The sequence below is a fragment of the Duganella phyllosphaerae genome (assembly GCF_001758785.1).
In the GTDB taxonomy this organism is placed as follows: domain Bacteria; phylum Pseudomonadota; class Gammaproteobacteria; order Burkholderiales; family Burkholderiaceae_D; genus Rugamonas; species Rugamonas phyllosphaerae.
Window position 1 is genome coordinate 26480 of the sequence record NZ_LROM01000097.1, and the last position, 23796, is coordinate 50275.

Below are 23796 nucleotides of genomic sequence, written 5' to 3' on the forward strand. Positions count from 1 at the left end.
TGACTTTTATTGACTGCAAAAATGGTGGCTTGCGCTATGTATGTTGCGAACTGCTTTGCTAATCTTCTTGCTCATTCTGGTACGACACGATCAACCGTTCAAAGCCGGTACCGGCCCGCTCCAGGCTGCCGGGAATGCGCAGGAAGCGCGCATCGTGGTGCAGCGCCAGGATCAGGCCGTACATCTCGTAGACCATCTGCTGGGCATCGCTGCCGGCTTTCAAGTCGCCGACTTCGATGCATTGCTGCACGCAGCGCAGCAGCGCGGCCTGCCAGGCGCCGACCATGGCCATCAACTCTTCGCGGATCGGACCCGGGCGGTCGTCGTACTCGACCGCACCGCTGATATAGATACAGCCCGAGGCCACTTCCACGCTCACGCGCTTGACCCAGCGCGCGTACATGGCACGCAAGCGTGCGATGCCGCGTGGTTCCTTCACGCTGGGGAAAAACACTTCCTGCTCAAAACGGTGGTGATACAGCTTCAGTACTTCCAACTGCAAATCTTCACGCGAGCCGAAATGCGCGAACACGCCGGACTTGCTCATGTTCATCTTGTCAGCGAGCAGGCCGATGGTCAGGCCTTCGAGGCCGTCCCGGCTGGCCAGGTCCAGCGCCACGTCGAGTATCGCCGCCCGTGTCAGTTCGCCCTTGCGCATAAATTTAGTTGAGGTATTAATAAGAAAGGATCCCAAAGTGAATTCGTGCGTGGAGCAAAGTATTCTGCGCCACTTAAATTTACTCCGTGTGAAAAGAATTGCGAACGCTCGTACTATTATCCAGCGCGTGACAAAAGTCAAACGCTACGTTTAGAGTCGAGGTTCTATTGCTGCGGCGCAGCATGGCGCAAAGAAGCCAGCGGACGCTGGCTCAGGAGGGAATGCTCAGAGTTTGCCCATCTGGCGGCGGTCGCGCTTGGTCGGGCGGCCCTTGAAGTCGGCGGTCGGCTCGCGGAACAGGCGGCGGTTTTCCGCCACCAGTGCCCGTCGTTGCACGCTGGCGTCGGTTTCTTCGTACAGGTTGCGCGCGATCGGCGCGGCAGCGCGCACGTCGGACAAATTCATCACATCGACTTCCCAGCGGTCCGAGCCGTTGTCGATGTCGAGCTGGTCGCCGATGTGCACGTTGCGTGCCGGCTTGACCTTGTCGCCGTTGACTTTGACTTTACCGCTGTCGATGGCGTCGGTAGCCAGGGTACGGGTTTTGAAGAAGCGCGCGGCCCACAGCCACTTGTCAAGTCGTACAGTGTCACTCATGCATATTTTCCTACCGAGAACAGGCGCATCACGGTCCGGTAGAACACGAACGCGATCTCGTAACCGATGCGGCGAAAACGGCCGACGTGCTCGAAGTCGGCATAATGAATCGGCACGCCATCGGCGACAGCGGCCTCGATATGTTCACGCAGGCTTTGCGCAAAGGCGGCGTCCTTGATTACCACGTTCGCTTCCTGGTTCAAAAACAGCGACAGGCCATCGACATTGCTCGACCCCACGGTAGCCCAGTCGTCGTCGATCACCGCCACCTTGGCGTGCAGCTGCGTCTTGCGGTATTCCACGATCTTGACGCCGGCGGCCAGCAGCTTCGGATAGAACGAATGGGCCACGGCATCCTGCAGCCAGATTTCGCCCACGCCGATCAACAGCGTGACATCGACGCCGCGCTCGGCAGCGTTGGCCAGCGCGTGGCGGAACTTGCGACCCGGCGCAAAATACGGATTGGCCAGCAGCACGCTTTTGCGCGCACGGCCCAGCGCCTGCAAGTACGCGCGCTGGATGGTGCTGCGGTTGCGCAGGTTGTCGCGCACCACGAAGCCGGCCTGCACCATGTTCTTGGCGGCCGCCTGGTTCACCTTGCGCATGTCGCGATAGAGATTGATGCGCTTGATCAGGGTCATCTTGCCCAACCGGCGCCACTGGGCTTCCTGCTCTTTTTGCACCGACGCCACCAGCGGCCCACGCACCTGCACCGCAAAATCCCAGCGCGGAAACTCGAGTGGAATCGCATGGTTGTAATCACAAAACATGTCGTCGTTGATGTTGATGCCGCCCACCAAGGCGATCTCGCGGTCCACCACGCAGATCTTGCGGTGGGTGCGCGTCACGCCGCGCTTGAACCACGGATTGAACACGCGGTGCTCGACGCCACCAGCGACCAGCTGCTCGTGCATGCTGTTGACCTGGCGCCGGCCGGTGCCCCACCAGTCGGTGATCATGCGCACGTGGATGCCGCGCTGGGCCGCCGCGATCAAGGCCGCCAGCACGCGCTGGCCGGTTTCGTCGGGGGCGAAGATATAGGTTTCGAAATAGACTTCGACGCGGGCGTTGTCGATCGCTGCAATCAGCGCGGGAAAATAGTCCGTGCCGGTGTGCAGGAGCTTGACTTCGTTATCGGCGAGGAAGTTGACAGAGAGGCCCATGGCGCCATTCTAGCAGCGTGCTACCCAAGTGACAGCGACGCGACAATCGGCGCGTGATCCGACAGCTTGGCCCACAGCGGCCCGTGCAAGACCTCGGCCGTATCGACCTTGAAGCCGCGCACGTAAATCCGATCCAAACGGAAAAACGGCAGCGCCGACGGGAAGGTGCGAGCCGGATTGACCGACGCCTTGCGGCGCAGGGTGCGCATGATGTCGCTCAGCGCAGACTTGCTGCCCAGCTGATCGAACGCTTCCACCACGCCCAGGCAATTGCGCAACTCGGCAGACAGGGTATTACGCCAGTCATTGAAGTCGCCGGCGATGATCACCGGTTCGCCATCGGGCGCCGAGGCGCGTACTGCGGAAATCAGGGCCTGGGTCTGGCGCCGGCGCCCTGCTTCGAACAGGCCCAGGTGCACCACGTAGCAGTGGACCAGGCCGTGCGGCGTATTGAGCACGCAATGCAGGATGCCGCGCTGCTCGTACGCGTGGTCGGAAACATCGTGATTGGCCATATTGGCGATCGGGAAGGCACTGAGCAGCGCATTGCCGTGGTGGCCGTGGTCGTACACCGCGTTCATGCCGTAGGCGGCGTGCAGGTGGCGCGATTCGCCGGCAAAATACTCGTGCTGCGACGCAGCGGGCCAGTGCTTGGTACCCAGGTGTTCGGCGCCATATTTGGCAGCTTTTAAATCATGCTTGCCCTGGACTTCCTGCAGAAAAACCACATCCGCATCAAACATGCCGATAGCCTGCTTTAGCGCCAAAACACGCGGCTCGGCCCGGATCGAGGACACCCCTTTATGGATGTTATATGTGGCAACACGGATTTTCATGGAAACATTGTAACCCTGAGTCCGCGCACCTGTACGTTCGCCGCCGCACATAGGAATTTTTGCCAGCTCAGCCCTACCCTATCTGCCGAGGCAGCAGCAGGATCGCCTCCGCATTCGACGACGAAAAACACTTGTCAGCCGCCTCCAGGTGCGGCAGCCAGGCGTGGTTGATGTGCTCGCGAGGCGACAGCATGATGGGCGTGTCGCGCGGGACTTCCACGCTAAAGAGGTGTTCGGTATTTTCGACTACGCCGGGCGCGTAGCGGTGGCGCCATTCGGGATAGATGGTGTAGATGTTCGACAGCTGCCAGTCGCGCAGCACGATGCGTTCGCCGTCGGCGACGATGCCGGTTTCCTCGAACAGTTCACGCCTGGCGGCATCGATGAACGGCTCGCCGAGCGTGTCGATCGAGCCGGTGACCGATTGCCAGAAACCGGGACGGTCGGCGCGTTCGATGAGCAGCACTTGCAGGTCGGCGGTGTGGATCACGACCAGTACGGATTCGGGGATCTTGTATGGCTTCATGTTCAGGGCAAAAGAAAAGGCGCCTCGGTATCCCGGGCGCCTTTTCATTATGCCAGATCGCTAACTGAAATCAGCTAGCCATCTATTCAGCTCACCACCTTGGGCTCAGCCGCACGCAGGCGGATGTGCAGTTCCTTCAGTTGCTTCTCGTCGACTTCCGACGGCGCCTGGGTCAGCAGATCCTGGGCGCGCTGGGTTTTCGGGAAGGCGATCACGTCGCGGATCGAATCGGACTTGGTCATCAGGGTGACGATGCGGTCCAGGCCGAAGGCCAGGCCACCGTGCGGCGGCGCGCCGTATTGCAGCGCGTCGAGCAGGAAGCCGAACTTCAGGCGGGCTTCATCGGCATCGATCTTCAGGGCGCGGAATACTTTCGACTGCACTTCCTCGCGGTGGATACGGATCGAACCGCCGCCCAGTTCCCAGCCGTTCAGCACCATGTCGTAGGCCTTGGCGATACAGGCGCCCGGGTTGGTTTCGAGCCAGTCTTCGTGGCCGTCTTTTGGCGCGGTGAACGGGTGGTGGGTGGCGGTCCAGCGGTCCGATTCTTCGTCGTATTCGAACATCGGGAAGTCGATCACCCACAGCGGCGACCAGACGTCGTCGAACAGGCCGGCGTTCTTGCCGAATTCCGAGTGGCCGATTTTCACGCGCAGCGCGCCGATGGCGTCGTTGACGACCTTGGCCTTGTCGGCGCCGAAGAAGATCAGGTCGCCGTCTTGCGCGCCCGTCAGTTCCAGGATCTTGGCCAGGGTTTCGTCGTCGATGCTCTTGACGATCGGCGACTGCAGGCCGTCACGGCCCTTGGCCTTCTCGTTGACCTTGATGTACGCCAGGCCACGCGCGCCATAAATCGCGACGAACTGGGTGTACGCGTCGATTTCCGAACGTGGCATCGCGCCACCTTTCGGTACGCGCATGCCGACCACGCGGCCGTTCGGCAGGTTGGCGGCGCTGTTGAAGATCTTGAATTCGACGTTCTTGACCACGTCGGTCAGTTCGGTGAACTCGAGCTTGACGCGCATGTCCGGCTTGTCCGAACCGTATTTGCCCATCGCTTCGGAGAAGTCCATCACCGGGAACGGGTTAGGCAGATCGACGTCCATGGTGTTCTTGAACACGATGCGGATCATGTTTTCGAACAGGTCGCGGATCTCCTGTTCGGTCAGGAACGAGGTTTCGCAGTCGATCTGGGTGAATTCCGGCTGGCGGTCGGCGCGCAGGTCTTCGTCGCGGAAGCACTTGGTGATCTGGTAGTAACGGTCGAAGTTGGCGACCATCAGCAGCTGCTTGAACAGCTGCGGCGACTGCGGCAGCGCGAAGAAACTGCCGGCGTTCACGCGCGATGGCACCAGGTAGTCGCGCGCGCCTTCCGGGGTGGACTTGGTCAGCATCGGGGTTTCGATGTCGATGAAGCCCAGGTCGTCCAGGTATTTACGCACTTCCATCGTCACCTTGTAGCGCAGGCGCAGGTTGTTCTGCATTTGCGGACGACGCAGGTCCAGCACGCGGTGGGTCAGGCGGGTGGTTTCCGACAGGTTGTCGTCGTCGAGCTGGAACGGCACGGCCACGGACGGGTTCAGCACTTCCAGCTGCGAGCAAACCACTTCGATCTTGCCCGATTTCAGGTTGTTGTTGACGGTGCCGGCCAGGCGGTCCTTGACCACGCCGGTCACGCGCAGGCAGAACTCGTTACGTACGGCTTCGGCGGCCTTGAACACTTCGGCTTGCTCGGGATTGCAGACGATCTGCACCAGGCCTTCGCGGTCGCGCAGGTCGATGAAGATCACGCCGCCGTGGTCGCGGCGACGGTGTACCCAGCCGCACAGGCTGACGGTTTGGCCAAGCAGCGCTTCAGTGGTGAGGCCGCAGTAGTGAGTACGCATTGAGGACATGATTATTTCTCGGTTCAGGTTAAATTACGCAGAGAGTTCGGATTGTTTGGTGACGCTGTCCGGCAAGGCGATGGTTGGCGAAACATCTTCCGGCGCCACCACACCCATCGAGACGATGTATTTCAGGGCGGCATCGACGGTCATGTCGAGCTCGACCACGTCCTTGCGCGCCATCATCAGGAAAAATCCCGACGTCGGGTTGGGCGTGGTGGGCACGTACACGCTCACGTAGTCGCCCACCAGGTGATTTTTCACGTCGCCGCCGGGGGTGCCGGTAAGAAAAGCGATGGTGTACGAATTCTGGTGCGGATATGGAATCATCACCGCCTTGCGGAACGCGTTGCCGGACGAGGACAGCAAGGTGTCGGACACCTGCTTGACGCTCGAATACAGCGAGTTCACCAGCGGGATACGCTTGAGCAGCTTTTCCCACACGCGCAACACGTAGTTGCCGACCAGGTTGTTGGTCAGCAGGCCGGTCAGGAAGATGATCACCACGGTGAGCAAGGTGCCCAGGCCCGGGATATTAAACCCGAACAGCGTGCGCGGCTGCCAGCGCTCGGGCACGAACAGCAGCGACTGGTCCATGGTGCTGATTACCAGGTTCAGCACCCAGGCGGTAATCGCCAGCGGCACCAGGATCAGCAGGCCGGTAATGAAGTATTTACGCATCGATTGCCCTGGTCATGGGATCAATCTCCCTTGGTGGTGCTGGACGGTGCCGCGGCCGGAGCCGCAGCAGTAGCAGCAGGCGCCTCCGACTTGGCCGGGGCCGACGAAGCGATCGCACCCGACGGGCTCGACACGCCGGTGGCCGGCGGGGTGCCGCCGCGGAAATCGGTGACATACCAGCCCGAGCCCTTCAGCTGGAAGCCGGCGGCGGTCAGTTGTTTCTTGAACGAGTCCTTGCCACATTCTGGGCAGACAGTCAGCTGCGGGTCGGAAATCTTCTGCAAGACATCCTTGGCAAAACCACATGCCTCGCAGCGGTAAGCGTAGATCGGCATCTATTACTCCGCAAAAATCATCAAAACCCTGAATTATAAAGCCTTTTGGGCGCCCCAAGCCTGTTTCCTATGGCCAAGCACCGGATGGCCCTTAGTGCTGGCGCCGGCGCCAGACCATCCAGCGTTCCTTGCCTTCAAAGACCGCGATCGAATCGCTGACGGCGTTGTCCGCTTCGCAGACAAAATCGGCCTGCAACAGCGCGTCCAGCGCGCTGCGGGCGATGCCGAATGGCGGCCCCTTCACGCCATCGTCGAAAAAGAAATAGCCGGCCAGCAGCGCGCCAGGCGGCAACAGTTCTGCCCAGCGCGCGGCCACCCGTGGCCACATGGCCGGCGGCATGGCGCACAGGAACGCCTGCTCGTACACCAGTTGCAGCGGTTGCGCCGGCTGCCAGGCGAAAAAATCGGCTTCCACTACGTGCTGCGCGTGCGGCCCGGCCAGCTGCCTGGCGGTCGCCACGGCAGCCGGCGAGAAGTCGATGGCGGTGGCGTTCCAGCACGCTTCGCGCAGCAGCACCAGTTCGCGGGCGGCGCCGCAGCCCGGGATCAGGGTGGACATGGGCGCGTGGGCGGTTACAAACTCGCGCAGCGCCTGCGGTGCGGCGCCCCGGTCCCACGGCGTAAAACGGCGCGCGAAGCGCTCGTCCCAGAATGCCGGCAACAGCGGATCGCGCTGGGCGAAGTCGGCCATCTTATTTCGGACCCTTAACGCGGCAGCAGGTGGGTCAGATGCGGCCAGAACTCGTAGGACACCAGCGCCAGCACCACCAGGGTGATGGTCCAGGTCGCCCCGCTCAGGAAGCGATTGGTTTTTTGCTGTTCGTGAATCAGGACCTTGAGCAACTCGGTGTTGTCGTTGGGACGCTCACCCTGCTGCTCCAGCGCCCGGTGCAGCAAACGCGGCAATTGCGGGAAGATCTGGGCGTAACGCGGCGCCTCGGCCTTGAGCTTCTGGTACAGGCCTTGCCAGCCCACCTGCTCGGCCATCCAGTTTTCCAGGTACGGCTTGGCGGTTTTCCACAGGTCGAGGTCGGGGTCGAGCTGGCGGCCCAGGCCTTCGATATTGAGCAGCGTCTTTTGCAGCAGCACCAGTTGCGGCTGCACTTCGACGTTGAAGCGGCGCGAGGTCTGGAACAGGCGCAGCAGGATCTGGCCGAACGAGATATCTTTCAACGGCCGATCAAAAATCGGCTCGCAGCAGGCGCGCACGGCTGATTCGAGCTCGTCAACGCGGGTTTCTTTCGGCGCCCAGCCCGATTCGATATGGGCTTCGGCCACGCGCTTGTAGTCGCGGCGGAAGAAGGCCAGGAAGTTTTGCGACAGGTAGTCCTTGTCGTAGTCGGTCAGCGTGCCGACGATGCCGAAGTCGAGCGCGATATAGCGGCCGAAGGTTTCTGGCTCGATCGAGACCAGGATGTTACCGGGGTGCATATCGGCATGGAAAAAGCCGTCGCGAAAGACCTGGGTGAAGAAAATCTCCACGCCGTCGCTCGACAGTTTTTTCAGGTCCACGCCGGCCGCTGCCAGGCGGTCGATCTGCGAGACCGGGATGCCGTGCATGCGCTCCATCACGATCACGTTGCTCGAGCAATAGTCCCAGTGCATTTCCGGCACCAGCAGCAAATTGGAATCGGCAAAGTTGCGGCGCAGCTGGCTGGCGTTGGCGGCCTCGCGCATCAGGTCCAGCTCGTCATGCAGGTACTTGTCGAACTCGGCCACCACCTCCTTGGGTTTGAGGCGCTTGCTGTCGGCCCACAGGCGGCTGGCCAGGTCGGCGGCAATCTGCATCAGCGCCACGTCCTCGTCGATGGTTTTCTTCATGCCCGGACGCAGCACTTTGACGGCCACCTGCTTGCCGTCCTTGAGCGTGGCAAAGTGCACCTGGGCGATCGAGGCCGAGGCCACCGGCGTACGCTCGAACGAGGCGAACAGCTGGTCCGGGTGGGCGCCGAGCGACTTGTGGATTTGCGCAATGGCGATGTCGGAGTCGAACGGCGGCACCCGGTCCTGCAAGCGCGCCAGTTCCACCGCGATATCGGGGGGAATCAGGTCGCTGCGGGTGGAGAGCACCTGGCCGAACTTGATAAAGATCGGCCCCAGGTCTTCCAGCGCCAGGCGCAGGCGCACGCCGCGCGGGGACGACAGGTCGCGCCAGAAAATCACGGTGTCGATGAAGCGCGCCGTGCGCGGCACCTTGAAGCCGGAAATCGCTATTTCGTCGAGGCCGTACTTGATCGCCACCCGAATGATCTTCATGAAGCGGAGTAATTTCAAAATCATTGGATTCCCAGTTTCTGTTCCAGTTTGGCCAGGCGCTTGGCAGCGCGCTCGACGTCGTCGCGCAGGCGCGTCACGTCGGCCGATAATTCTTCCACCGCGTGCGGACGCACCAGCAGTTGTTTTTCGTCGAGCAGGTACTCGGCGACGTTTTCAGCGATTTTCTGGTGGCCGGCCTTGACTGCACCGAGCGCAGCGCGCGCGCCCGACACCATGCGGTTGGCCGCCAGAGGCCCCACCACCTTCTCCAGGTCCACCTCGGCCTCCCAGCGCAGCGACTGGCTCAGGCTCGACAAAGCATTGGCGAACTCGGCATCGCCCTCGATGCGCACGTAGGAAAATGCCCGCTCGCGGTCCTGCACGATCAGCGGCAAGTCGGTGGGTTTGACGCGGATGGTGACGCTGGCCACTGCTTCGGCCGGGGCCGCTTCGAGCAGGCCGTCGACGGTCACGCGCAGGCGCAGGCTTGCCACGCCGGCGTCGATGGCAGCCACCTTGCCGGCATGGCGCTGCAATTCGCGGCGCGCCCACGGCTCTTGCGCCAGCAGGTGATTGATCACGGCGCTGGCAGGCGCGGCGGCGGAAAGAACACTGGGATTGGGGATCGTCATTCGGTACGCTATCAAAACAGGGCCACAAAACAAAACCGCCCATGAGCGGGCGGTTTCGATCTTACCATTTCGTGGGAAAAACCACTGTCAGGCTAGCTGTTGAATGCCAGCCAGCAGCCAACCGGCCGAACCGGACACTGGTTTGCTCAGGTTCCACACTTCGTTCAGTGGCTCGGCCAGTGCATCGCGGGCCGGTTTGACCATGCCCGTGAAGCGCACGCTGGCCAGGTAATCTGTGGCAGTGGTTTCGATGCCCAGCAGTTCGGCATCGATGCTGACCACTTCGGTGTAGTCGGCCTGGGTGCGCTCGGACAGCTGCAAGCTCATCTCGGCAAACACTTCCGGGGTGGTGAATTCGCGAATATCGGCGGTATCACCCTTGTCCCACGCGGCCTGCAGGCGAATGAAGTTGCCTTTTGCCACACGCAGGAACGACGCTTCGTCGAAGTCGGCCGGCACGCCCCATTTTTGATGGGCAGGCACGGCAGCCGGCTGGTACTGGTAGTTCTGGCCGGACTGCAGACCCGAACCGATTTCCGGCGTGGCGTTGTTGGTGTTGTTGCTATTGCCGGTATTGAATTGCGCAGGCTGCTGGGCTGGCGTGAACGGCTTGACGTTGTCGTTGTAGCTATTGTTGCCACCATTGCCACCATTGCCACCGAAGCCGCCGTTGCCGCCAAAGGCCGCAGGCGCCGGTTGCGGCTGCGATTTACGGCGGATCATGCGCACGATGAAGAATACCGCGCCAGCCAGCAGCGCCAGCATCAGGATGGTGCCGATGGCGCTACCCAACGCACCGCTCAAACCAAGGTGCGAGAACAGTGCGCCCAGGCCCAGGCCCAGCAAGGCGCCGCCCAGGATACCTTTCCAGGGGCTGGCCGGTTTTGGCGGCGTGGCCGCGTTGGGCGTGGCGGCAGGCGCCTGGCGCTGCGCGCCTTGCGGAGCCTGCTGCGGCGCGGCGGCCGGCGGCATGCGCTGGACGTTTTGCGACTGGCGGCCAATCGAACGGCCACCGCCGGCAGGACGGGCGATGGCTTCGGACACCATCGAGAAGACGGAGACAGCCAGCACAGCGGTCATCAGGAATTTTTTAACAGTCATGGTCTCTACCCTACAAAGTCATTGCTCGTTGCGGGGACCCGGAGCCTGTTGTTGTACGCAGTCGATTGGAATGCGGCCGGTCCGGTGTCCTTCGAGCCGTCAGCTTACCCGCAATGGGGCCGGACAGGCTTAGTTACAGCTTAATGCCGGTGTGCAATGCCGCCACACCTGCCGTCAGGTTGTAATACTTGACGCTTTCCAGTCCGGCCGTCTCCATCATGGTTTTCAGCGTTTCCTGGTCGGGATGCATGCGGATCGATTCGGCCAGGTAGCGATAGCTTTCGGCATCGCCAGCGATCTTCTGGCCCATCCACGGCAGCACCTTGAACGAATACAGATCGTACGGCTTTTGCAGCGGCTCGATCACTTTCGAGAACTCCAGCACCAGCAACTTGCCGCCCGGCTTGAGCACGCGGCGCATTTCCGCCAGGGCCTGGTCCTTGTGGGTCATGTTGCGCAGGCCGAAGGCCACGCTCACGCGGTCGAAATAATTGTCGGGGAACGGCAGCTTCTCGGCATCGCACAGCAAGGTGGGTGTCATCAGGCCGCGATTCAAGAGGCGATCGCGCCCCACGCGCAACATCGATTCGTTGATGTCGGTGAGCCAGACTTCGCCAGTCGGGCCGGCCTGCTTGGCAAACGCCTTGGCCAGGTCGCCCGTGCCACCGGCGATGTCGAGGCACTTGAAGCCCGGACGCACGCCGGCGTTGGCGATGGTGAAAATTTTCCAGATGCGGTGCAGGCCACCGGACATGACGTCGTTCATGATGTCGTACTTGGCGGCGACAGAATGGAAAACCTTGGCGACTTCGCGGACTTTGTCGTCTTCCGCGACGGTTTTGTAACCGAAATGAGTGGTATTGGTCATGGTGGCAGGCCTGTTAGTTTGGCTGCATTATACAAGGTAGGGAAACTTGTGAGCGCAGGGGAAACGTGGCAAACTTGGCAATCCCACCTGACCGGATGCTCCCGGATACATCGACATGAAAACAGTGATTGCCGCCCTCCTGCTGTGCGCATCGGGCGCCGCGTTTGCCAACTCCGCCTGCGACAAGCCGAAAAGCGATTTCGACGGGCTGTATTGCCTCAACAAGGTCTACCAGGAAGCGGACAGGGAACTCAATACCAACTACCAGGCATTAAGCCCCAAGCTCGATGCCGAGGGCAAGAAGGCGTTGAAAAGCGGCCAACTGGCCTGGATCCAGGACCGCAACGACAACTGCTCGCGCCGCGAGGCCCGGGGCTTCTTCGTCAACCTCCAGTGCGCCACCGACACCACCATCAAGCGCTCGCAGTTTTTGCAGGACCGGGTACGTGAATGCAATAGCTCCGGGTGCCAGAACAGCAAGTTGAAAGAATAGTCACCGCGCCGGCAGATGCCGCCACTCCAGCCCCAGCGCGGCGCGCTTGGGGAAGCCTTTCCACAGGCCGGGGTCGGGCTTGATGGTGCCGTCGGCGGCCAGTGGCGGCAGCTCCAGGTACGCTTGCAGCGGCTGCTGCTTGAGCTGGATACCGAGGAACGCTGTGACGAAGTGCTGGTTGATGTTGTTGATGCGGCGGCTGTCCCACACCGGCTCGGAGTACGACTGGAAGTCGTCGGCGTTGCTCCACATGGCCGGCGACGGCGGGTTCGGCGCACTGTTATGGCGCCCGCCCACGTACGTCAGCAGGTAGCGGTCGGCGTTCACTGCACCTTCGAACAGGCGCTGTACCCCGTCCTTGTAACCGGCCACGTCATCCTGGTCGCCGCTGATGAACAGCACCGGCGTGCGCACGCCGGCCAGGCCGTCGGCATCCCATATCTTGTGCGCGCCGCCCCATGGCGCGAACGCCACCACCGCCTTGATACGGCCGTCACGTTGCTGGGCATACTCGGCGTTACCCTGCTGGTTGACAGCCAGCTTGCCGCCCGGGACAAAGGCCACGGCGGCCGCGCTCACGCCTGCGCCCACCGTGTTCAATGCGCCGTACCCGCCCATCGAGTAACCGACCAGCGCGCTACGGTCCACATCGACCAGTCCGGCCAGGAAGTTGCCGCTGCCCGGCTTCGCCCACGCTGCCACGGTATCGAGCACGAACAGGTCGTCGAGCCGGCGGTTGAGCAAGGTGCTGGCAAAGCCGGCCTTGTCGGCGCGCGTGGATTCGGGATGGTCGATGGCGACCACCACGTAGCCCTTGGAGGCCAGGTTCTCGGTCAGGTAGCTCATTTGCAGTCGCGAGCCAGGGTAACCGTGGGAGACGATGACCAGCGGGTAGCGGACGTTAGGTGCAGCAGCGGCTGGCGCAGCATCGCGCACCGCGCGGCCGTTGAACTGGAACGGCGTGTTCGGCCGCTTGGGATCGTTGGGGCCGGAGCCCAGGACATCGGTATAAACGGTATGTTCGATCTGGCCGTTGGCCAGCGCGGCCGGGTACCAGACTTCGAGCGTGAGCTTGCGCGTGGTGCGCGGGTTCGGCGCCTGTTCGGTCACGCGCAGCACGTCGAGCTGGTCGCGGTGCTCGGCCACCAGCGTACGCACGCCCACCTTGGCCGGACCGCGCGCGGCCAGTTCCGGTGCATCCGGCCGCGCGTCGCCGAAATATTCCTGGGCGCTGGCCGCGTTCATCATCAATACCAGCGCTACCGCCACTAACCTGCTCACTGCATTCATCGCTACTCCTGTAATCCCAAGTGTTCGCGCAAGGTGGTGCCCGTGTACGCGGTGCGGAACAAGCCGCGCCGCTGCAACTCGGGCACTACCAGCGCCAGAAAATCGTCAAGGCCGTCCGGCAGCGCCGGCGCCATGAAGTTGAAACCGTCGGCCGCCCCGCCCTCGAACCAGGCCTGCATCTGGTCGGCCACCGTCTGCGCGGTGCCGATCACGGTAAAGTGGCCGCGCCCGCCGGCGATGCGCGCGTACAGCTGGCGAATCGACAGGTTTTCGCCCTGCGCCAGGTTGGTCAGCAACTGCTGGCGGCTGCGCTGGCCGTCCTCGGTTTGCGGCAGCTCGGGCAGCGGGCCGTCGAGCGGATAGCCGGACAGGTCGAAGTTGCCGATCATGCGCCCCAGCAGCGCCAGCCCTGCCTTCGGCTCGATCAGGCATTGCAGCATGCCAAACTTGTCGTCCGCCTCCGCTTGCGATGCGCCCACCACGGCAAACAGGCCGGGCATGATCTTGAGCGATTCCGGATGGCGGCCCTTGTCCGCCACGCGGCGCTTGATGTCGCGGTAAAAATCCTGCGCGCCGGCCAGCGTGGGCTGGGCCGTGAACACCACTTCGGCGGTCGCTGCCGCCAGGTCCCGGCCCGCTTCCGAACCACCGGCCTGCACCACCACCGGCCGGCCTTGCGGGCTGCGCGTCACATTCAGGGGGCCGGCCACCGCGAAGTGTGCGCCGCGATGATCGAGCTTGCGGATGCGGGCAGGATCGGCCAGCACGCCGCCCGCCTTGTCGTTGACCAGCGCGCCATCCTGCCAACTATCCCACAGTCCTGTGACAACCTGATGAAATTCGCGGGCGCGCGCATAGCGCTCGGCGTGGCCCACGTGCTGGTCGCGGCCGAAGTTGGCCGCTTCGGCTGCATTGTCGGACGTGACCAGGTTCCAACCTGCCCGGCCGTCCGACAACTGGTCGAGCGACGCAAACTGGCGCGCCACCGTGTACGGCTCGTTGTAGGTCGTGGTGGCGGTGCCGATCAGGCCTATCTTCTCGGTCGATGCGGCCAGTGCGGAAAGCAGGGTCAATGGTTCGAGCGACGGGATGTTGCCGGTCAGCGCCAGGCTGTCGGCAAAGAATACGGCGTCGAGGCAAGCCGCTTCCGCACTGCGCACCTGCTGGCGGAATACCTTGAACGGATTGGTTGCCAGGTCGGTCTGCGGGTGGCGCCATGCGGCCACGTGGTGGCCGTGGCGCATCATGAAGGCGGCGATGCTCAGTTGTCGGCTCATGCTCAGAACTCCTTGCGGGCGGTCAGGCCAACATAGCGTTCGTCGTCGCGCGGCACCGTGCGGGTGACGTAACCGGTGGACGTGACCAGGTTGGTCGCGTACGACTTGTTGGCCAGGTTCTTGCCCACCAGCGCGATACGCCAACCACCCACCGGCGACGACAGCGCAATGCTGGCGTTGACGATGCCGTAGGCGCCCTGGATCGCATCCGGCGACTGGAACAGGTCGAACTGGGTTTTCGACTGGTACGCGTAATCGGCCGAGAAGTCGGCGATCAGGCCGTTTTGCAGCGTGAGCGCGTAATTGGCGCGGGTGAACGCCTTCCACTTCGGCGAGAACGGCAGCGGCTGGCCATTGAGGTTGCACGAGGCGGTAGCCGCCGGCGGGCAGTTGAAGTTGTCGATCTTCGCATCGGTGTAGGCCAGCGCGCCGGAGAGCGTGAATTGGCGCGTGGGCCGGGCGCTGACGTCGAGCTCCACGCCACGGGTGGACACCTTGCCGGCGTTGATCAGGCGCGTGATCACGGTGCCGCCCACGGTGTCGTAAAAGTTGGCCTGGTAGTTGTCGTAGCTGGTGTGGAACACGGCCAGGTTGGCGGTCAGGCGGCGGTCGAAGGCGCTGGTTTTCAGTCCCAGCTCGAACGAGTCGGACGTCTCCGGTTTCAGCGCCAGCGTGTCGCGCGCCAGCATGTTGAAGAAAACGTTGTAGGCCGGGCCCTTGTAGCCGCGCGAGTAGGTGGCGTAGGTGTTGACGCTGGATGACACGTCGTATTGCAGGCCCAGGCGGCCCGAGTAGCCGTCCTCACTGGTCGAGCCGCTGTTTTGCACGGCCGGTTGCACGCCGGGGAAGGCGGCGGTGGAGGTCGAGGTGCGTACGTGGTCGTAGGACAGTTCATCTTTCGTCCAGCGGGCGCCGGCAATCGCGCGCCAGTCGGCAGCAAAATTGATCGTGCTTTCGCCGAACAGCGAATAGCTGTCGTTTTTCACGCCGTAGTCGGCGCGACCAGCATTGAACAAGTTGGTGGTGACCAGGCGCTGGTACGTCTCGCGGTCCTTGCCGTGCAGGTAGTACGCGCCCACCACGTAATCGAAAAACCTGTCCTTGGGTGACGCCAGCCGCACTTCCTGCGAGACCTGGCGAAAGTCCACGGTGCCGATATCGCGCGTGGCCGGGTACGCTGCCGTGATGCGCCCGGTTTCTGCGGCATTGCCGATGGCCGAGGTGCTGGTGTACTGGCCGTTGTCCCAGTCGCGCACCGCCGTGATCGACGTGAGCGTGTGGCCGCCCAGGCGCCAGTCCACCTGTGCCGACAGGCCCTTGTTGGTGTCGCGGATGTCGCTCGGGATGTCGGTGACCACCTGGCGGTTTTCGGCGCTGGCCACCACCGGCGCGATCGCCGCCGAAAATGGTGCGCTGGTCGATTTGTAGGCGGTCAGGCTGGGCGAGGCATTCGAGCGCAGGTAGTCGGCGATCAGCGTGATGTCGACCTCCTTGTTCGGCGTGATATCGACGCGGGCGCGGGCGCCCTTGCGGTCATACCCGTTGAGGTTGCCACTGAGCTTGCCGCCGGCATGGATGTTATCGACGTTGCCGTCGTAGTCGGCATACAGCGCGGTGAGCGAGCCGCGCACCACGCCCGGCGCGATCGCGCCCGAGACGCCGGCACGTACGCGCTTCTCGTTGCCCTCGTACCAGGACGCATCGACATAGCCGCTGGCCTGCTCGCCCGGCTTGCGGCCGATCACGTTCACTACGCCCGACGATGCATTCTTGCCGAACAAGGTGCCTTGCGGCCCGCGCAGGATTTCGATGCGGTCGATATCGAGCAGGTCGAGCGTGGCCTGGCCGGGGCGCGCAAACACCACGCCATCGACCACGGTGGAGACAGTCGGTTCCACGCCGGGCGACGTCGAGATGGTACCGATACCGCGTACGAAAATGGTGGAGTCCTTGTTGCCGCCCTGCTGGCGGAAGGTGGCGCTCGGCACTTCCTGGATGATGGTGTCGATGCTGTTACGGTTGGCCTGCGCCAGCTGCTCGCCGTCGATCACGGACACTGCCACCGGCACCGATTGCAGCGAGGCGCTGCGGCGCGTGGCGCTCACCGTCACCGACGGAATCGAGGCGGTATCGCTGCGGTCCGCAATCGGCGCCGCGTCTTCCGCATCGTTTGCCCATGCACTGCCGACCAGCAGAGCGCCCGTCGCCAGTACGCCGATTTTTTTCGTCTTGCTCTTCATTGCTCTGCCCTTGATTGAGAAGCGCGCCTTGCGCCATATGCATAAATTCGTTTTGGATCGGTGCAAAACCAACTTAGCCAGGCAGCTGCCGTTTGCTACACTGCGATGACACCGATACCTTTTTTAGTGTCGAGGCGTGCAGTTTTGAAGTCAAAGAATTAAAAAAATCATCGTTATGTCTTTTTTGGACTATGCGTGCTGGCCTGTGAATTGATAGCGCGCGCGAGCGCATGAAAAACAAGATGAAGAAATGGATCGTTGCACTATTCGCGGCAGCCGCCCTGCCCCTGGCCGCCCACAGCGCTGAAATAAGAATCGGCTTCCAGAAAGGCAGCGGCCTGCTCAGCATGATCAAGGCCCAGGGCTCGATGGAAAAAGCGCTCACGGGCCACCAGGTCAAATGGATCGAATTCCCGGCCGGGCCGCAGATGCTCGAGGCGCTCAACGCCGGCAGCATCGACTTCGGCAGCACCGGCGCGCCGCCGCCCGTGTTTGCCCAGGCCGGTGGCGTCGAACTGCTGTACGTCGGCGCCGAGCCGGCGCCGGTCCACAGCGAGGCGATCTTCGTGCCGAAGGATTCGCCATTGCGCACGGTCGCCGCACTCAAGGGCAAGCGGGTGGCGTTCCAGAAGGGGTCCGGTTCGCACTTCCTGCTCGCTTCCGCCTTGAACCAGGCGGGCTTGAAGATTGCCGATATCGTGCCGGTGTACCTGTCGCCGTCCGATGCGCGGGCGGCGTTTGTCTCGGGCAGCATCGATGCGTGGGTGGTGTGGGACCCGTATTTCGCGTCCGCACAAAAGGCTTACCAGGTGCGGGTGCTGGCCGACTACACCGGCCTGCCGCTGGCCAACGGCTTTTATCTCGCCTCGCGCCGCTTTGTGCAGCAGTCGCCGCAGCTGGTGGGCACCTTGCTGGAACAGGTGTCGGCATCGGGCCAATGGGCTAATTCGCATCCGCAACAAACTGCCGCCAGCCTGGCGCAGCTGACCGGGCTGCCGGCCGACATCGTCGCCACCTGGCTGGCGCGCTCGCGCTTTGGCGCCACGCCGGTTACGCCTGCGATCGTGGCCAACCAGCAGCGCGTGGCAAATCTATTTTACGAGCAGAAACTGATTCCCAAGCAGGTCGATATCGCCGGCCGCGTATGGGCCTGGCAACCGAGGTCTGGCGTGCGGCGCGATTGATGTAGCCGAAACTCCTTGATGAGTTCGATGCTACGCTGGTCCGGTCCGCCAACTGCGCGGCAGCCAGCGCGAGGGCGACTCCATGCTCCAGACCGTCTACATCGACACGTCAGTGATCCGCTACCTGACCACTCCGCTGAGTCGCGATCCGGTTGTTCGCGGATGCCAGAAACTCACCCGGCAGTGGTGGGCCACCCGTTGCGAACCCTCCATGACCTATATCTCCGACGCCGTCCTCGATGAGATCAGGGCCGGCGATCCCAAATTGATCAGCGCACGCATGGCGATTGCAGAAAAGCTGATCTATTTTCGCCCCGATCCCGAGGTGCAGACCTTCGCTGAACTTTTGATATTGGGTGGGGGTCTAAACGCCAAGGCCAGAATCCCGGCGCAGCATATCGCCAGCGCGGCGTTCCAGGATATCGATGTCCTGCTGTCGTGGAACTGTGTCGACATTGCCAATGCGCGCAACTGCGCGGTGCTCCGCAAGCTGATGATGTTGAAAGACCTCGAACTGCCGGAGCTGGTCACACCGTTCGCGCTGATGGAGAACAGGTATGAAGATCTACAATATTGAGATGCCGCCAGACTTTACCTTCCCCGACCTCGACACCCACACCAGGGCAGAAATCGACGCCTTGCACGCCGCCATGTTGCGTGACAAGGCAGAGGCCGATGCATTGGTCGAGCGGCGGCGCGCCGAAGGCTACGCGATTCCTACCCACGAGGAAATGATAGGCCGCATGCGCTGCGATCACCGGCCCGCGCGCGCACCGACGCTAAATATTGCCGCGCTGCGCGAATTACCCCCACGCATGCAGGCGATTTTCGCCTATCTATACCGGCACGATATTACGTACTAGCTCTTGCAACCGCAGCTACCGCTGCCACACCCACCACCACTCTGCTTGGCGATGGTGTTGCCCGCCCCCGGACCGGTCAGCGAGATACCGCCTTCGCGGCCGCTGTCGCCTTCGAAGCCGGACGCATGCAGGCGGTCCATATAGGTCGCCCACAGCGCGTCTTTCTCGTTACCGAGCTTGTACAGGTAGTCCCAGGTGAAGATGCCGGTGTTGTGGCCGTCCGAGAAGGTCGGCTGCACCGCGTAGTTGCCCACTGGCTCCACGCCAGCGATGCCCACTTCGCGCTTGCCGGTTTGCAGCACTTCCTGGCCGGGGCCGTGGCCCATCACTTCGGCCGATGGCGAATACACGCGCAACAGCTCGAACGGGATCGAGAACTTGGCGCCGTCGTCGAAAGCGATGTCGAGCACCTTCGACAGGTTGTGGACGGTCAGTTCGGTGGGATTCTTGGTCATGATGATGCTTTCAGATTTTTTACAATGGCCGCGTGCAGGGCCGGCAACAAGGCGCGCCGTGCGGCCAGCACTTCCGGCGTGGACGTGCGCACTGCCGGCGCCCAGGTGGGGTTCGGGAAGTGCGCGTCGTCCAGGTAACGGGGGATCACGTGCCAGTGCACGTGCGGCGTCATATTACCAAAACTGGCCAGGTTGATCTTTTCCGGCGCCATCACCGCGCGCTGCGCCGCTTCCACCGCCCACACCGCCTCCATCACGCGGGTACGCTCTTGCGGCGCCAGGTCGGTCATTTCCTTGACGTGGGCGTTCCACACCACGCGGGTAAAACCCGGGTATTCGGTCTCATCGACGGCCACCACCGACAGCTGGTGGTCGGCCCAGACCAGGGCCGCGCCGGGCGCCTGCAACAGCGTGCACAGGTCGCAGGCCATTACACGAGCACCCGTTCGATGCCGCCGTCGTTGGCGCGCTTGACGTAGTCGGGCATCCAGTTCTCACCCAGCAGGTGCTTGGCGATCTCGACCACGATGTAGTCGGCCGTGGTGCCGGCGTCTTCGCCGTAGCGCGACACGCCGCCCAGGCAGGACGGGCACGAGGTCAGAATCTTGACTTCGCCGTCAAAGCCGTCAGCGCGCAGTTTCTCGGCGCCCTTGATCATTTCCTCTTCCTTGCGGAAACGCACCTGCGTGGAAATGTCGGGACGCGAGACCTGCAAGGTGCCCGAGTCGCCGCAGCAGCGGTCGTTCTTCTCGATCTTGACGTGATCGACCGTGGAAATCAGCGCGTTGATGGTCTTGCCCGACTCCTGCAGCTTCATCGGGTTATGGCACGGCTCGTGGTACATATAGCGGGTGCCGTTGACGCCTTCGAGCTTGACCTTTTTCTCCAGCAGGTATTCATGGATGTCCATGATGCGGCAACCGGGGAAGATCTTGTCGAACTCGTAGGTGGCCAGCTGGTCGTAGCAGGTGCCGCACGAGACCAGCACGGTCTTGATGTCGAGATAATTGAGCGTGTTGGCCATGCGGTGGAACAGCACGCGGTTGTCCGTCATCATCTTCTCGGCCTTGTCGAACTCGCCGTTGCCGCGTTGCGGATAGCCGCAGCACAGGTAGCCCGGCGGCAAAACGGTCTGCACGCCCACTTCCCACAACATCGCCTGCGTGGCCAGCCCTACCTGCGAGAACAGGCGCTCCGAACCGCAGCCGGGGAAGTAGAACACCGCTTCCGTATCGGCATTGGTGGTCTTGGGGTTGCGGATGATCGGGATGACTTTATCGTCCTCGATATCGAGCAGCGCCCGCGCCGATTTCTTCGGCAGGTTGCCCGGCATTTTCTTGTTGATGAAGTGGATCACCTGCTCGCGCACCTTGGGCTTGCCGACGGTCGGTGGTGGCGCCTTGGTCTGCTTCTTGGCAAATTTCTTCAGCAAATCGTGACCGAGACGCTGGGCCTTGAAGCCCCAGTTGGACATCACCTGGCGGGTGGCGTTGATGGTGGTCGGATCGCTGGCGTTGAGGAAGAACATGGTGGCGGCCAGGGCCGGCTTGAAGCTCTTCTTCTCCATCTTGCGCAGCAAGTTGCGCATATTCATCGAGACGTCGCCGAAGTCGATATTGACCGGGCATGGCGTCACGCACTTGTGGCACACGGTGCAATGGTCGGCCACGTCCTCGAACTCTTCCCAGTGCTTGATCGAGATGCCGCGCCGGGTTTGCTCTTCGTACAGGAACGCCTCGATCAGCGACGACGTCGCCAGGATCTTGTCGCGCGGCGAGTACAGCAAGTTGGCGCGCGGCACGTGGGTCGAGCACACCGGTTTGCACTTGCCGCAGCGCAGGCAGTCCTTGACGCTATTGGCAATCGCGCCGATATCGCTTTGCTGCATGATCAGCGATTCGTGACCCATCAGGCCGAACGATGGCGTGTACGCGTTGGACAGGTCCGCTTCCATGCCGGGCAGGTTCAGCAGCTTGCCCTTGTTGAAGCGCCCTTCCGGATCGACGCGCATCTTGTAGTCGCGGAACGGGCCGATTTCTTCTTCAGTCAGGAACTCGAGCTTGGTGATGCCGATGCCGTGCTCGCCCGAGATCACGCCGTTGAGCGAACGGGCCAGCACCATGATGCGGGCAACGGCCTGGTGCGCCAGTTGCAGCATTTCATAGTGGTCGGAGTTGACCGGCAAATTGGTGTGGACGTTGCCATCGCCAGCGTGCATGTGCAGCGCCACGAACACCCGGCCGCGCAGCACGCGCTTGTGGATCGCGCTCGCTTCGTCGAGGATCAGTTTGTAGGCGGCGCCATTGAAGATCTGGCGCAGCTGGGCGCGCAGTTCCTGCTTCCAGGTCACGCGGATGGTGCGGTCCTGGACGATGTCGAACAGGGTGGCGTCGGGCTGGGTTTTCAGGCGTTCTTCGAAGACCGGCAGCAGGCGCTCCATGCCATGTTCGGCCAGTTCGTTCGTGACGCCCACCAGCGGCAAATCGAGGTGGGCCAGCAAATAGGTCCAGCGCGCGTGCACTTGCGTGAGCAGGGCTTCGGCCTGCTGCTGGCGGTCGCCCAGCATTTCAGCGTCACCGACCGCGTCTTCGGCGTCGTCGCTCTTGCCGATCGGCAGGTTGCCAGCGGCGAAGAAGGTTTGCAGTTCATCGACCAGTTGCAGCTTGTTCTTGATCGACAGTTCGATGTTGATGCGCTCGATGCCGTCGGTGTACTCGCCCATGCGGTTCAGGGGAATGACCACGTCCTCGTTGATCTTGAAGGCGTTGGTGTGCTTGGCAATCGCGGCCGTGCGGGCGCGGTCGAGCCAGAATTTCTTGCGCGCTTCGGGGCTGACGGCAACAAAGCCTTCGCCGACGCGGGTATTGGCCAGGCGCACGACTTCGGAGGCGGCAATCGCGACCGCGTTCTCGTCGTCGCCGACGATGTCGCCAAACAGCGCCATCTTCGGCAGCACGCCGCGCTTGGACTTGGTGGCGTAGCCGACCGCGCGCAGGTAGCGCTCGTCCAGGTGCTCGAGGCCGGCCAGGCGCAGGGTTTTGAATTGCTCGCCGGTGGCCGGCAGGCCGTCGAGGTAATCCTTGATTTCGACGATCGACGGAATCGCGTCGCGGGCCTGGCCGAAGAACTCCAGGCAGACCGTGCGCGCAAATTTCGGCATCTTGTGCAGGATCCAGCGGCCGGACGTGATCAGGCCGTCGGTACCCTCTTTCTGGATGCCGGGCAGGCCGGACAGGAACTTGTCGGTGACGTCCTTGCCCAGGCCTTCCTTGCGGAACTTACGGCCTTCGATTTCCAGGATCTCGGTCTTGAACGGCTCGCCCTTGACTTCGCCCAGGCGGTTCGGATGGCTCCATTCGAGCTTGAAACGGGCCAGCGGCGTATCGTGGATTTTCGACAGGTTGTGATCGAGGCGCGTGACTTCCAGCCAGTCGCCGTTCGGATCGACCATGCGCCACGAGGCCAGGTTGTCGAGCGCGGTGCCCCACAACACGGCTTTCTTGCCGCCCGCGTTCATGGCGATATTGCCGCCGATGCACGACGCGTGCGCCGAGGTCGGATCGACCGCGAACACGAAGCCGGCCTTTTCGGCCGCCTCGGACACCTTGTTGGTGATCACGCCGGCGCCGGTGTAAATCGTCGCATATTCCTGGTCCAGGCCCGGCAGCACCTTCATTTCCACCGCGCCCATGTTGAGCAGTTTTTCGGTGTTGATGACAGCCGACATCGGCGTCAGCGGAATCGCGCCGCCCGTGTAGCCGGTGCCGCCGCCGCGCGGGATGATGGTCAGTCCCAGTTCGATACAGCCCTTGACCAGGCCGGCCATTTCTTCTTCGGAATCAGGAGTCAACACCACGAACGGATACTCGACGCGCCAGTCGGTGGCGTCGGTCACGTGAGAGATGCGCTTCATGCCGTCGAAGCAGACGTTGTGCTTTTCGGTGTAGCGGCCCAGCACCTTGGTGGTGCGCTTGCGCAGGTCGTAGACTTGCTTGAATTCTTCGCCGAAGTCGGCCACGGCCTTGCTGGCTGCGCGCAGCAGCTTGACGACGTTGTCGCTGCGCTGGCGCGCGTGCGCATCGTTCTCTGCGCCGTCGTCTTCCACCGTCAGCCGGCGTTTATCGACTTCGGCCAGGCGGTGGTGCAAGGCGTCGATCAGTTCCTGGCGACGCTTGGGGTTGTCCAGCATGTCGTCCTGCAGGTACGGATTGCGTCGCACGGCCCAGATGTCGCCAAGGACTTCGTACAACATGCGCGCCGAGCGGCCGGTCTGGCGGGCGCCGCGCAGTGCATCCAGCAGACTCCACGATTCCTCGCCCAGCAGCCGGATGACGATCTCGCGATCGGAAAACGACGTGTAGTTATAAGGGATTTCGCGCAGGCGCGAGGCCTCCGGACCGTGCGGCGTTTCCGCCAGTAATGCTTGGATCTGTGCAGGGGCATTCATTGTGCGAT

Annotated in this window: 23 protein-coding genes; 4 read left to right on the forward strand and 19 right to left on the reverse strand. The window is 62.6% G+C overall.

What is annotated here, in order from left to right; all coding sequences use genetic code 11:
* Positions 1 to 58: 58 nt before the first annotated feature.
* The 13 genes from DUPY_RS17750 to ubiE form a co-directional block, all read right to left on the reverse strand.
* The gene (locus tag DUPY_RS17750; RefSeq protein ID WP_070249720.1) at positions 59 to 658 is read right to left on the reverse strand and encodes a TetR/AcrR family transcriptional regulator; all 600 of its coding nucleotides are present in this window, start codon (positions 656 to 658) and stop codon (positions 59 to 61) included.
* Between the two features lie 225 nt (positions 659 to 883).
* Positions 884 to 1255, reverse strand: coding sequence for an RNA-binding S4 domain-containing protein (locus DUPY_RS17755; RefSeq protein ID WP_070249721.1), 372 nt, complete (start codon positions 1253 to 1255; stop codon positions 884 to 886).
* A complete protein-coding gene (clsB, locus tag DUPY_RS17760) occupies positions 1252 to 2418 on the reverse strand; it encodes a cardiolipin synthase ClsB (RefSeq protein WP_070249722.1) in 1167 nt (388 codons plus the stop codon). The genes DUPY_RS17755 and clsB overlap by 4 nt, the downstream gene beginning before the upstream one ends.
* Positions 2419 to 2438: 20 nt before the next feature.
* Positions 2439 to 3254, reverse strand: a complete 816-nt coding sequence (locus tag DUPY_RS17765) for an endonuclease/exonuclease/phosphatase family protein (RefSeq protein WP_070249723.1) — start codon at positions 3252 to 3254, stop codon at positions 2439 to 2441.
* 73 nt (positions 3255 to 3327) lie between these two features.
* On the reverse strand, positions 3328 to 3780 hold the full coding sequence (nudB, locus tag DUPY_RS17770) for a dihydroneopterin triphosphate diphosphatase (RefSeq protein WP_070249724.1): 453 nt from the start codon (positions 3778 to 3780) through the stop codon (positions 3328 to 3330).
* A gap of 86 nt (positions 3781 to 3866) precedes the next feature.
* Positions 3867 to 5666: an aspartate--tRNA ligase gene (gene aspS / locus DUPY_RS17775; protein WP_208600065.1), complete on the reverse strand. Its 1800-nt coding sequence runs from the start codon at positions 5664 to 5666 to the stop codon at positions 3867 to 3869.
* A 33-nt stretch (positions 5667 to 5699) separates the two neighbouring features.
* A complete protein-coding gene (locus tag DUPY_RS17780) occupies positions 5700 to 6347 on the reverse strand; it encodes a DUF502 domain-containing protein (RefSeq protein WP_070249726.1) in 648 nt (215 codons plus the stop codon).
* Positions 6348 to 6367: 20 nt separating this feature from the next.
* Entirely contained in the window at positions 6368 to 6682 is a 315-nt protein-coding gene (locus DUPY_RS17785; protein WP_070249727.1) for an FmdB family zinc ribbon protein, read from the reverse strand.
* A 91-nt stretch (positions 6683 to 6773) separates the two neighbouring features.
* On the reverse strand, positions 6774 to 7373 hold the full coding sequence (locus tag DUPY_RS17790; protein ID WP_070249728.1) for a methyltransferase domain-containing protein: 600 nt from the start codon (positions 7371 to 7373) through the stop codon (positions 6774 to 6776).
* Positions 7374 to 7387: 14 nt separating this feature from the next.
* The gene (ubiB, locus tag DUPY_RS17795) at positions 7388 to 8962 is read right to left on the reverse strand and encodes a ubiquinone biosynthesis regulatory protein kinase UbiB (RefSeq protein WP_070249729.1); all 1575 of its coding nucleotides are present in this window, start codon (positions 8960 to 8962) and stop codon (positions 7388 to 7390) included.
* Positions 8959 to 9570 carry a ubiquinone biosynthesis accessory factor UbiJ gene (locus tag DUPY_RS17800; protein ID WP_070249730.1) on the reverse strand — a complete coding sequence of 204 codons (612 nt, stop codon included), beginning with the start codon at positions 9568 to 9570 and terminating at the stop codon, positions 8959 to 8961. Before DUPY_RS17800 ends, ubiB begins: the two co-directional genes overlap by 4 nt.
* Positions 9571 to 9657: 87 nt before the next feature.
* Positions 9658 to 10671 carry a Tim44 domain-containing protein gene (locus DUPY_RS17805; RefSeq protein WP_070249731.1) on the reverse strand — a complete coding sequence of 338 codons (1014 nt, stop codon included), beginning with the start codon at positions 10669 to 10671 and terminating at the stop codon, positions 9658 to 9660.
* Between the two features lie 133 nt (positions 10672 to 10804).
* A complete protein-coding gene (gene ubiE, locus DUPY_RS17810) occupies positions 10805 to 11539 on the reverse strand; it encodes a bifunctional demethylmenaquinone methyltransferase/2-methoxy-6-polyprenyl-1,4-benzoquinol methylase UbiE (RefSeq protein ID WP_070249732.1) in 735 nt (244 codons plus the stop codon).
* Positions 11540 to 11654: 115 nt separating this feature from the next.
* Between ubiE and DUPY_RS17815 the strand changes: the two genes are divergently transcribed.
* Positions 11655 to 12032 carry a lysozyme inhibitor LprI family protein gene (locus tag DUPY_RS17815; protein ID WP_070249733.1) on the forward strand — a complete coding sequence of 126 codons (378 nt, stop codon included), beginning with the start codon at positions 11655 to 11657 and terminating at the stop codon, positions 12030 to 12032.
* Here DUPY_RS17815 and DUPY_RS17820 read toward each other — a convergent pair whose 3' ends face one another.
* The 3 genes from DUPY_RS17820 to DUPY_RS17830 are packed head-to-tail and all read right to left on the reverse strand — an operon-like array spanning position 12033 to position 16839.
* The gene (locus tag DUPY_RS17820; RefSeq protein ID WP_070249734.1) at positions 12033 to 13322 is read right to left on the reverse strand and encodes an alpha/beta hydrolase family protein; all 1290 of its coding nucleotides are present in this window, start codon (positions 13320 to 13322) and stop codon (positions 12033 to 12035) included.
* Between the two features lie 2 nt (positions 13323 to 13324).
* The gene (locus tag DUPY_RS17825) at positions 13325 to 14599 is read right to left on the reverse strand and encodes an LLM class flavin-dependent oxidoreductase (protein ID WP_070249735.1); all 1275 of its coding nucleotides are present in this window, start codon (positions 14597 to 14599) and stop codon (positions 13325 to 13327) included.
* A gap of 2 nt (positions 14600 to 14601) precedes the next feature.
* The gene (locus DUPY_RS17830; RefSeq protein WP_070249736.1) at positions 14602 to 16839 is read right to left on the reverse strand and encodes a TonB-dependent receptor; all 2238 of its coding nucleotides are present in this window, start codon (positions 16837 to 16839) and stop codon (positions 14602 to 14604) included.
* 230 nt (positions 16840 to 17069) lie between these two features.
* Between DUPY_RS17830 and DUPY_RS17835 the strand changes: the two genes are divergently transcribed.
* The 3 genes from DUPY_RS17835 (at position 17070) to DUPY_RS17845 (ending at position 18886) form a co-directional block, all read left to right on the forward strand.
* The gene (locus DUPY_RS17835) at positions 17070 to 18023 is read left to right on the forward strand and encodes a sulfonate ABC transporter substrate-binding protein (RefSeq protein WP_229255413.1); all 954 of its coding nucleotides are present in this window, start codon (positions 17070 to 17072) and stop codon (positions 18021 to 18023) included.
* Between the two features lie 82 nt (positions 18024 to 18105).
* Positions 18106 to 18600 carry a PIN domain-containing protein gene (locus tag DUPY_RS17840; RefSeq protein WP_070249737.1) on the forward strand — a complete coding sequence of 165 codons (495 nt, stop codon included), beginning with the start codon at positions 18106 to 18108 and terminating at the stop codon, positions 18598 to 18600.
* Positions 18581 to 18886: a hypothetical protein gene (locus DUPY_RS17845; RefSeq protein ID WP_141749594.1), complete on the forward strand. Its 306-nt coding sequence runs from the start codon at positions 18581 to 18583 to the stop codon at positions 18884 to 18886. The genes DUPY_RS17840 and DUPY_RS17845 overlap by 20 nt, the downstream gene beginning before the upstream one ends.
* Here the strand turns inward: DUPY_RS17845 and DUPY_RS17850 are convergent.
* Genes DUPY_RS17850 through DUPY_RS17860 form a run of 3 tightly spaced genes read right to left on the reverse strand, consistent with a single transcriptional unit; the run spans position 18883 to position 23788 of the window.
* Positions 18883 to 19341 (reverse strand): gamma-butyrobetaine hydroxylase family protein, encoded by a 459-nt coding sequence (locus DUPY_RS17850; RefSeq protein ID WP_070249739.1) that lies wholly within the window; start codon positions 19339 to 19341, stop codon positions 18883 to 18885. The two genes, DUPY_RS17845 and DUPY_RS17850, sit on opposite strands and share 4 nt — an antisense overlap.
* The gene (locus tag DUPY_RS17855) at positions 19338 to 19772 is read right to left on the reverse strand and encodes an HIT family protein (protein ID WP_070249740.1); all 435 of its coding nucleotides are present in this window, start codon (positions 19770 to 19772) and stop codon (positions 19338 to 19340) included. The genes DUPY_RS17850 and DUPY_RS17855 overlap by 4 nt, the downstream gene beginning before the upstream one ends.
* Positions 19772 to 23788, reverse strand: coding sequence for a DUF3683 domain-containing protein (locus DUPY_RS17860; RefSeq protein ID WP_070249741.1), 4017 nt, complete (start codon positions 23786 to 23788; stop codon positions 19772 to 19774). Before DUPY_RS17860 ends, DUPY_RS17855 begins: the two co-directional genes overlap by 1 nt.
* Positions 23789 to 23796 lie beyond the last annotated feature (8 nt).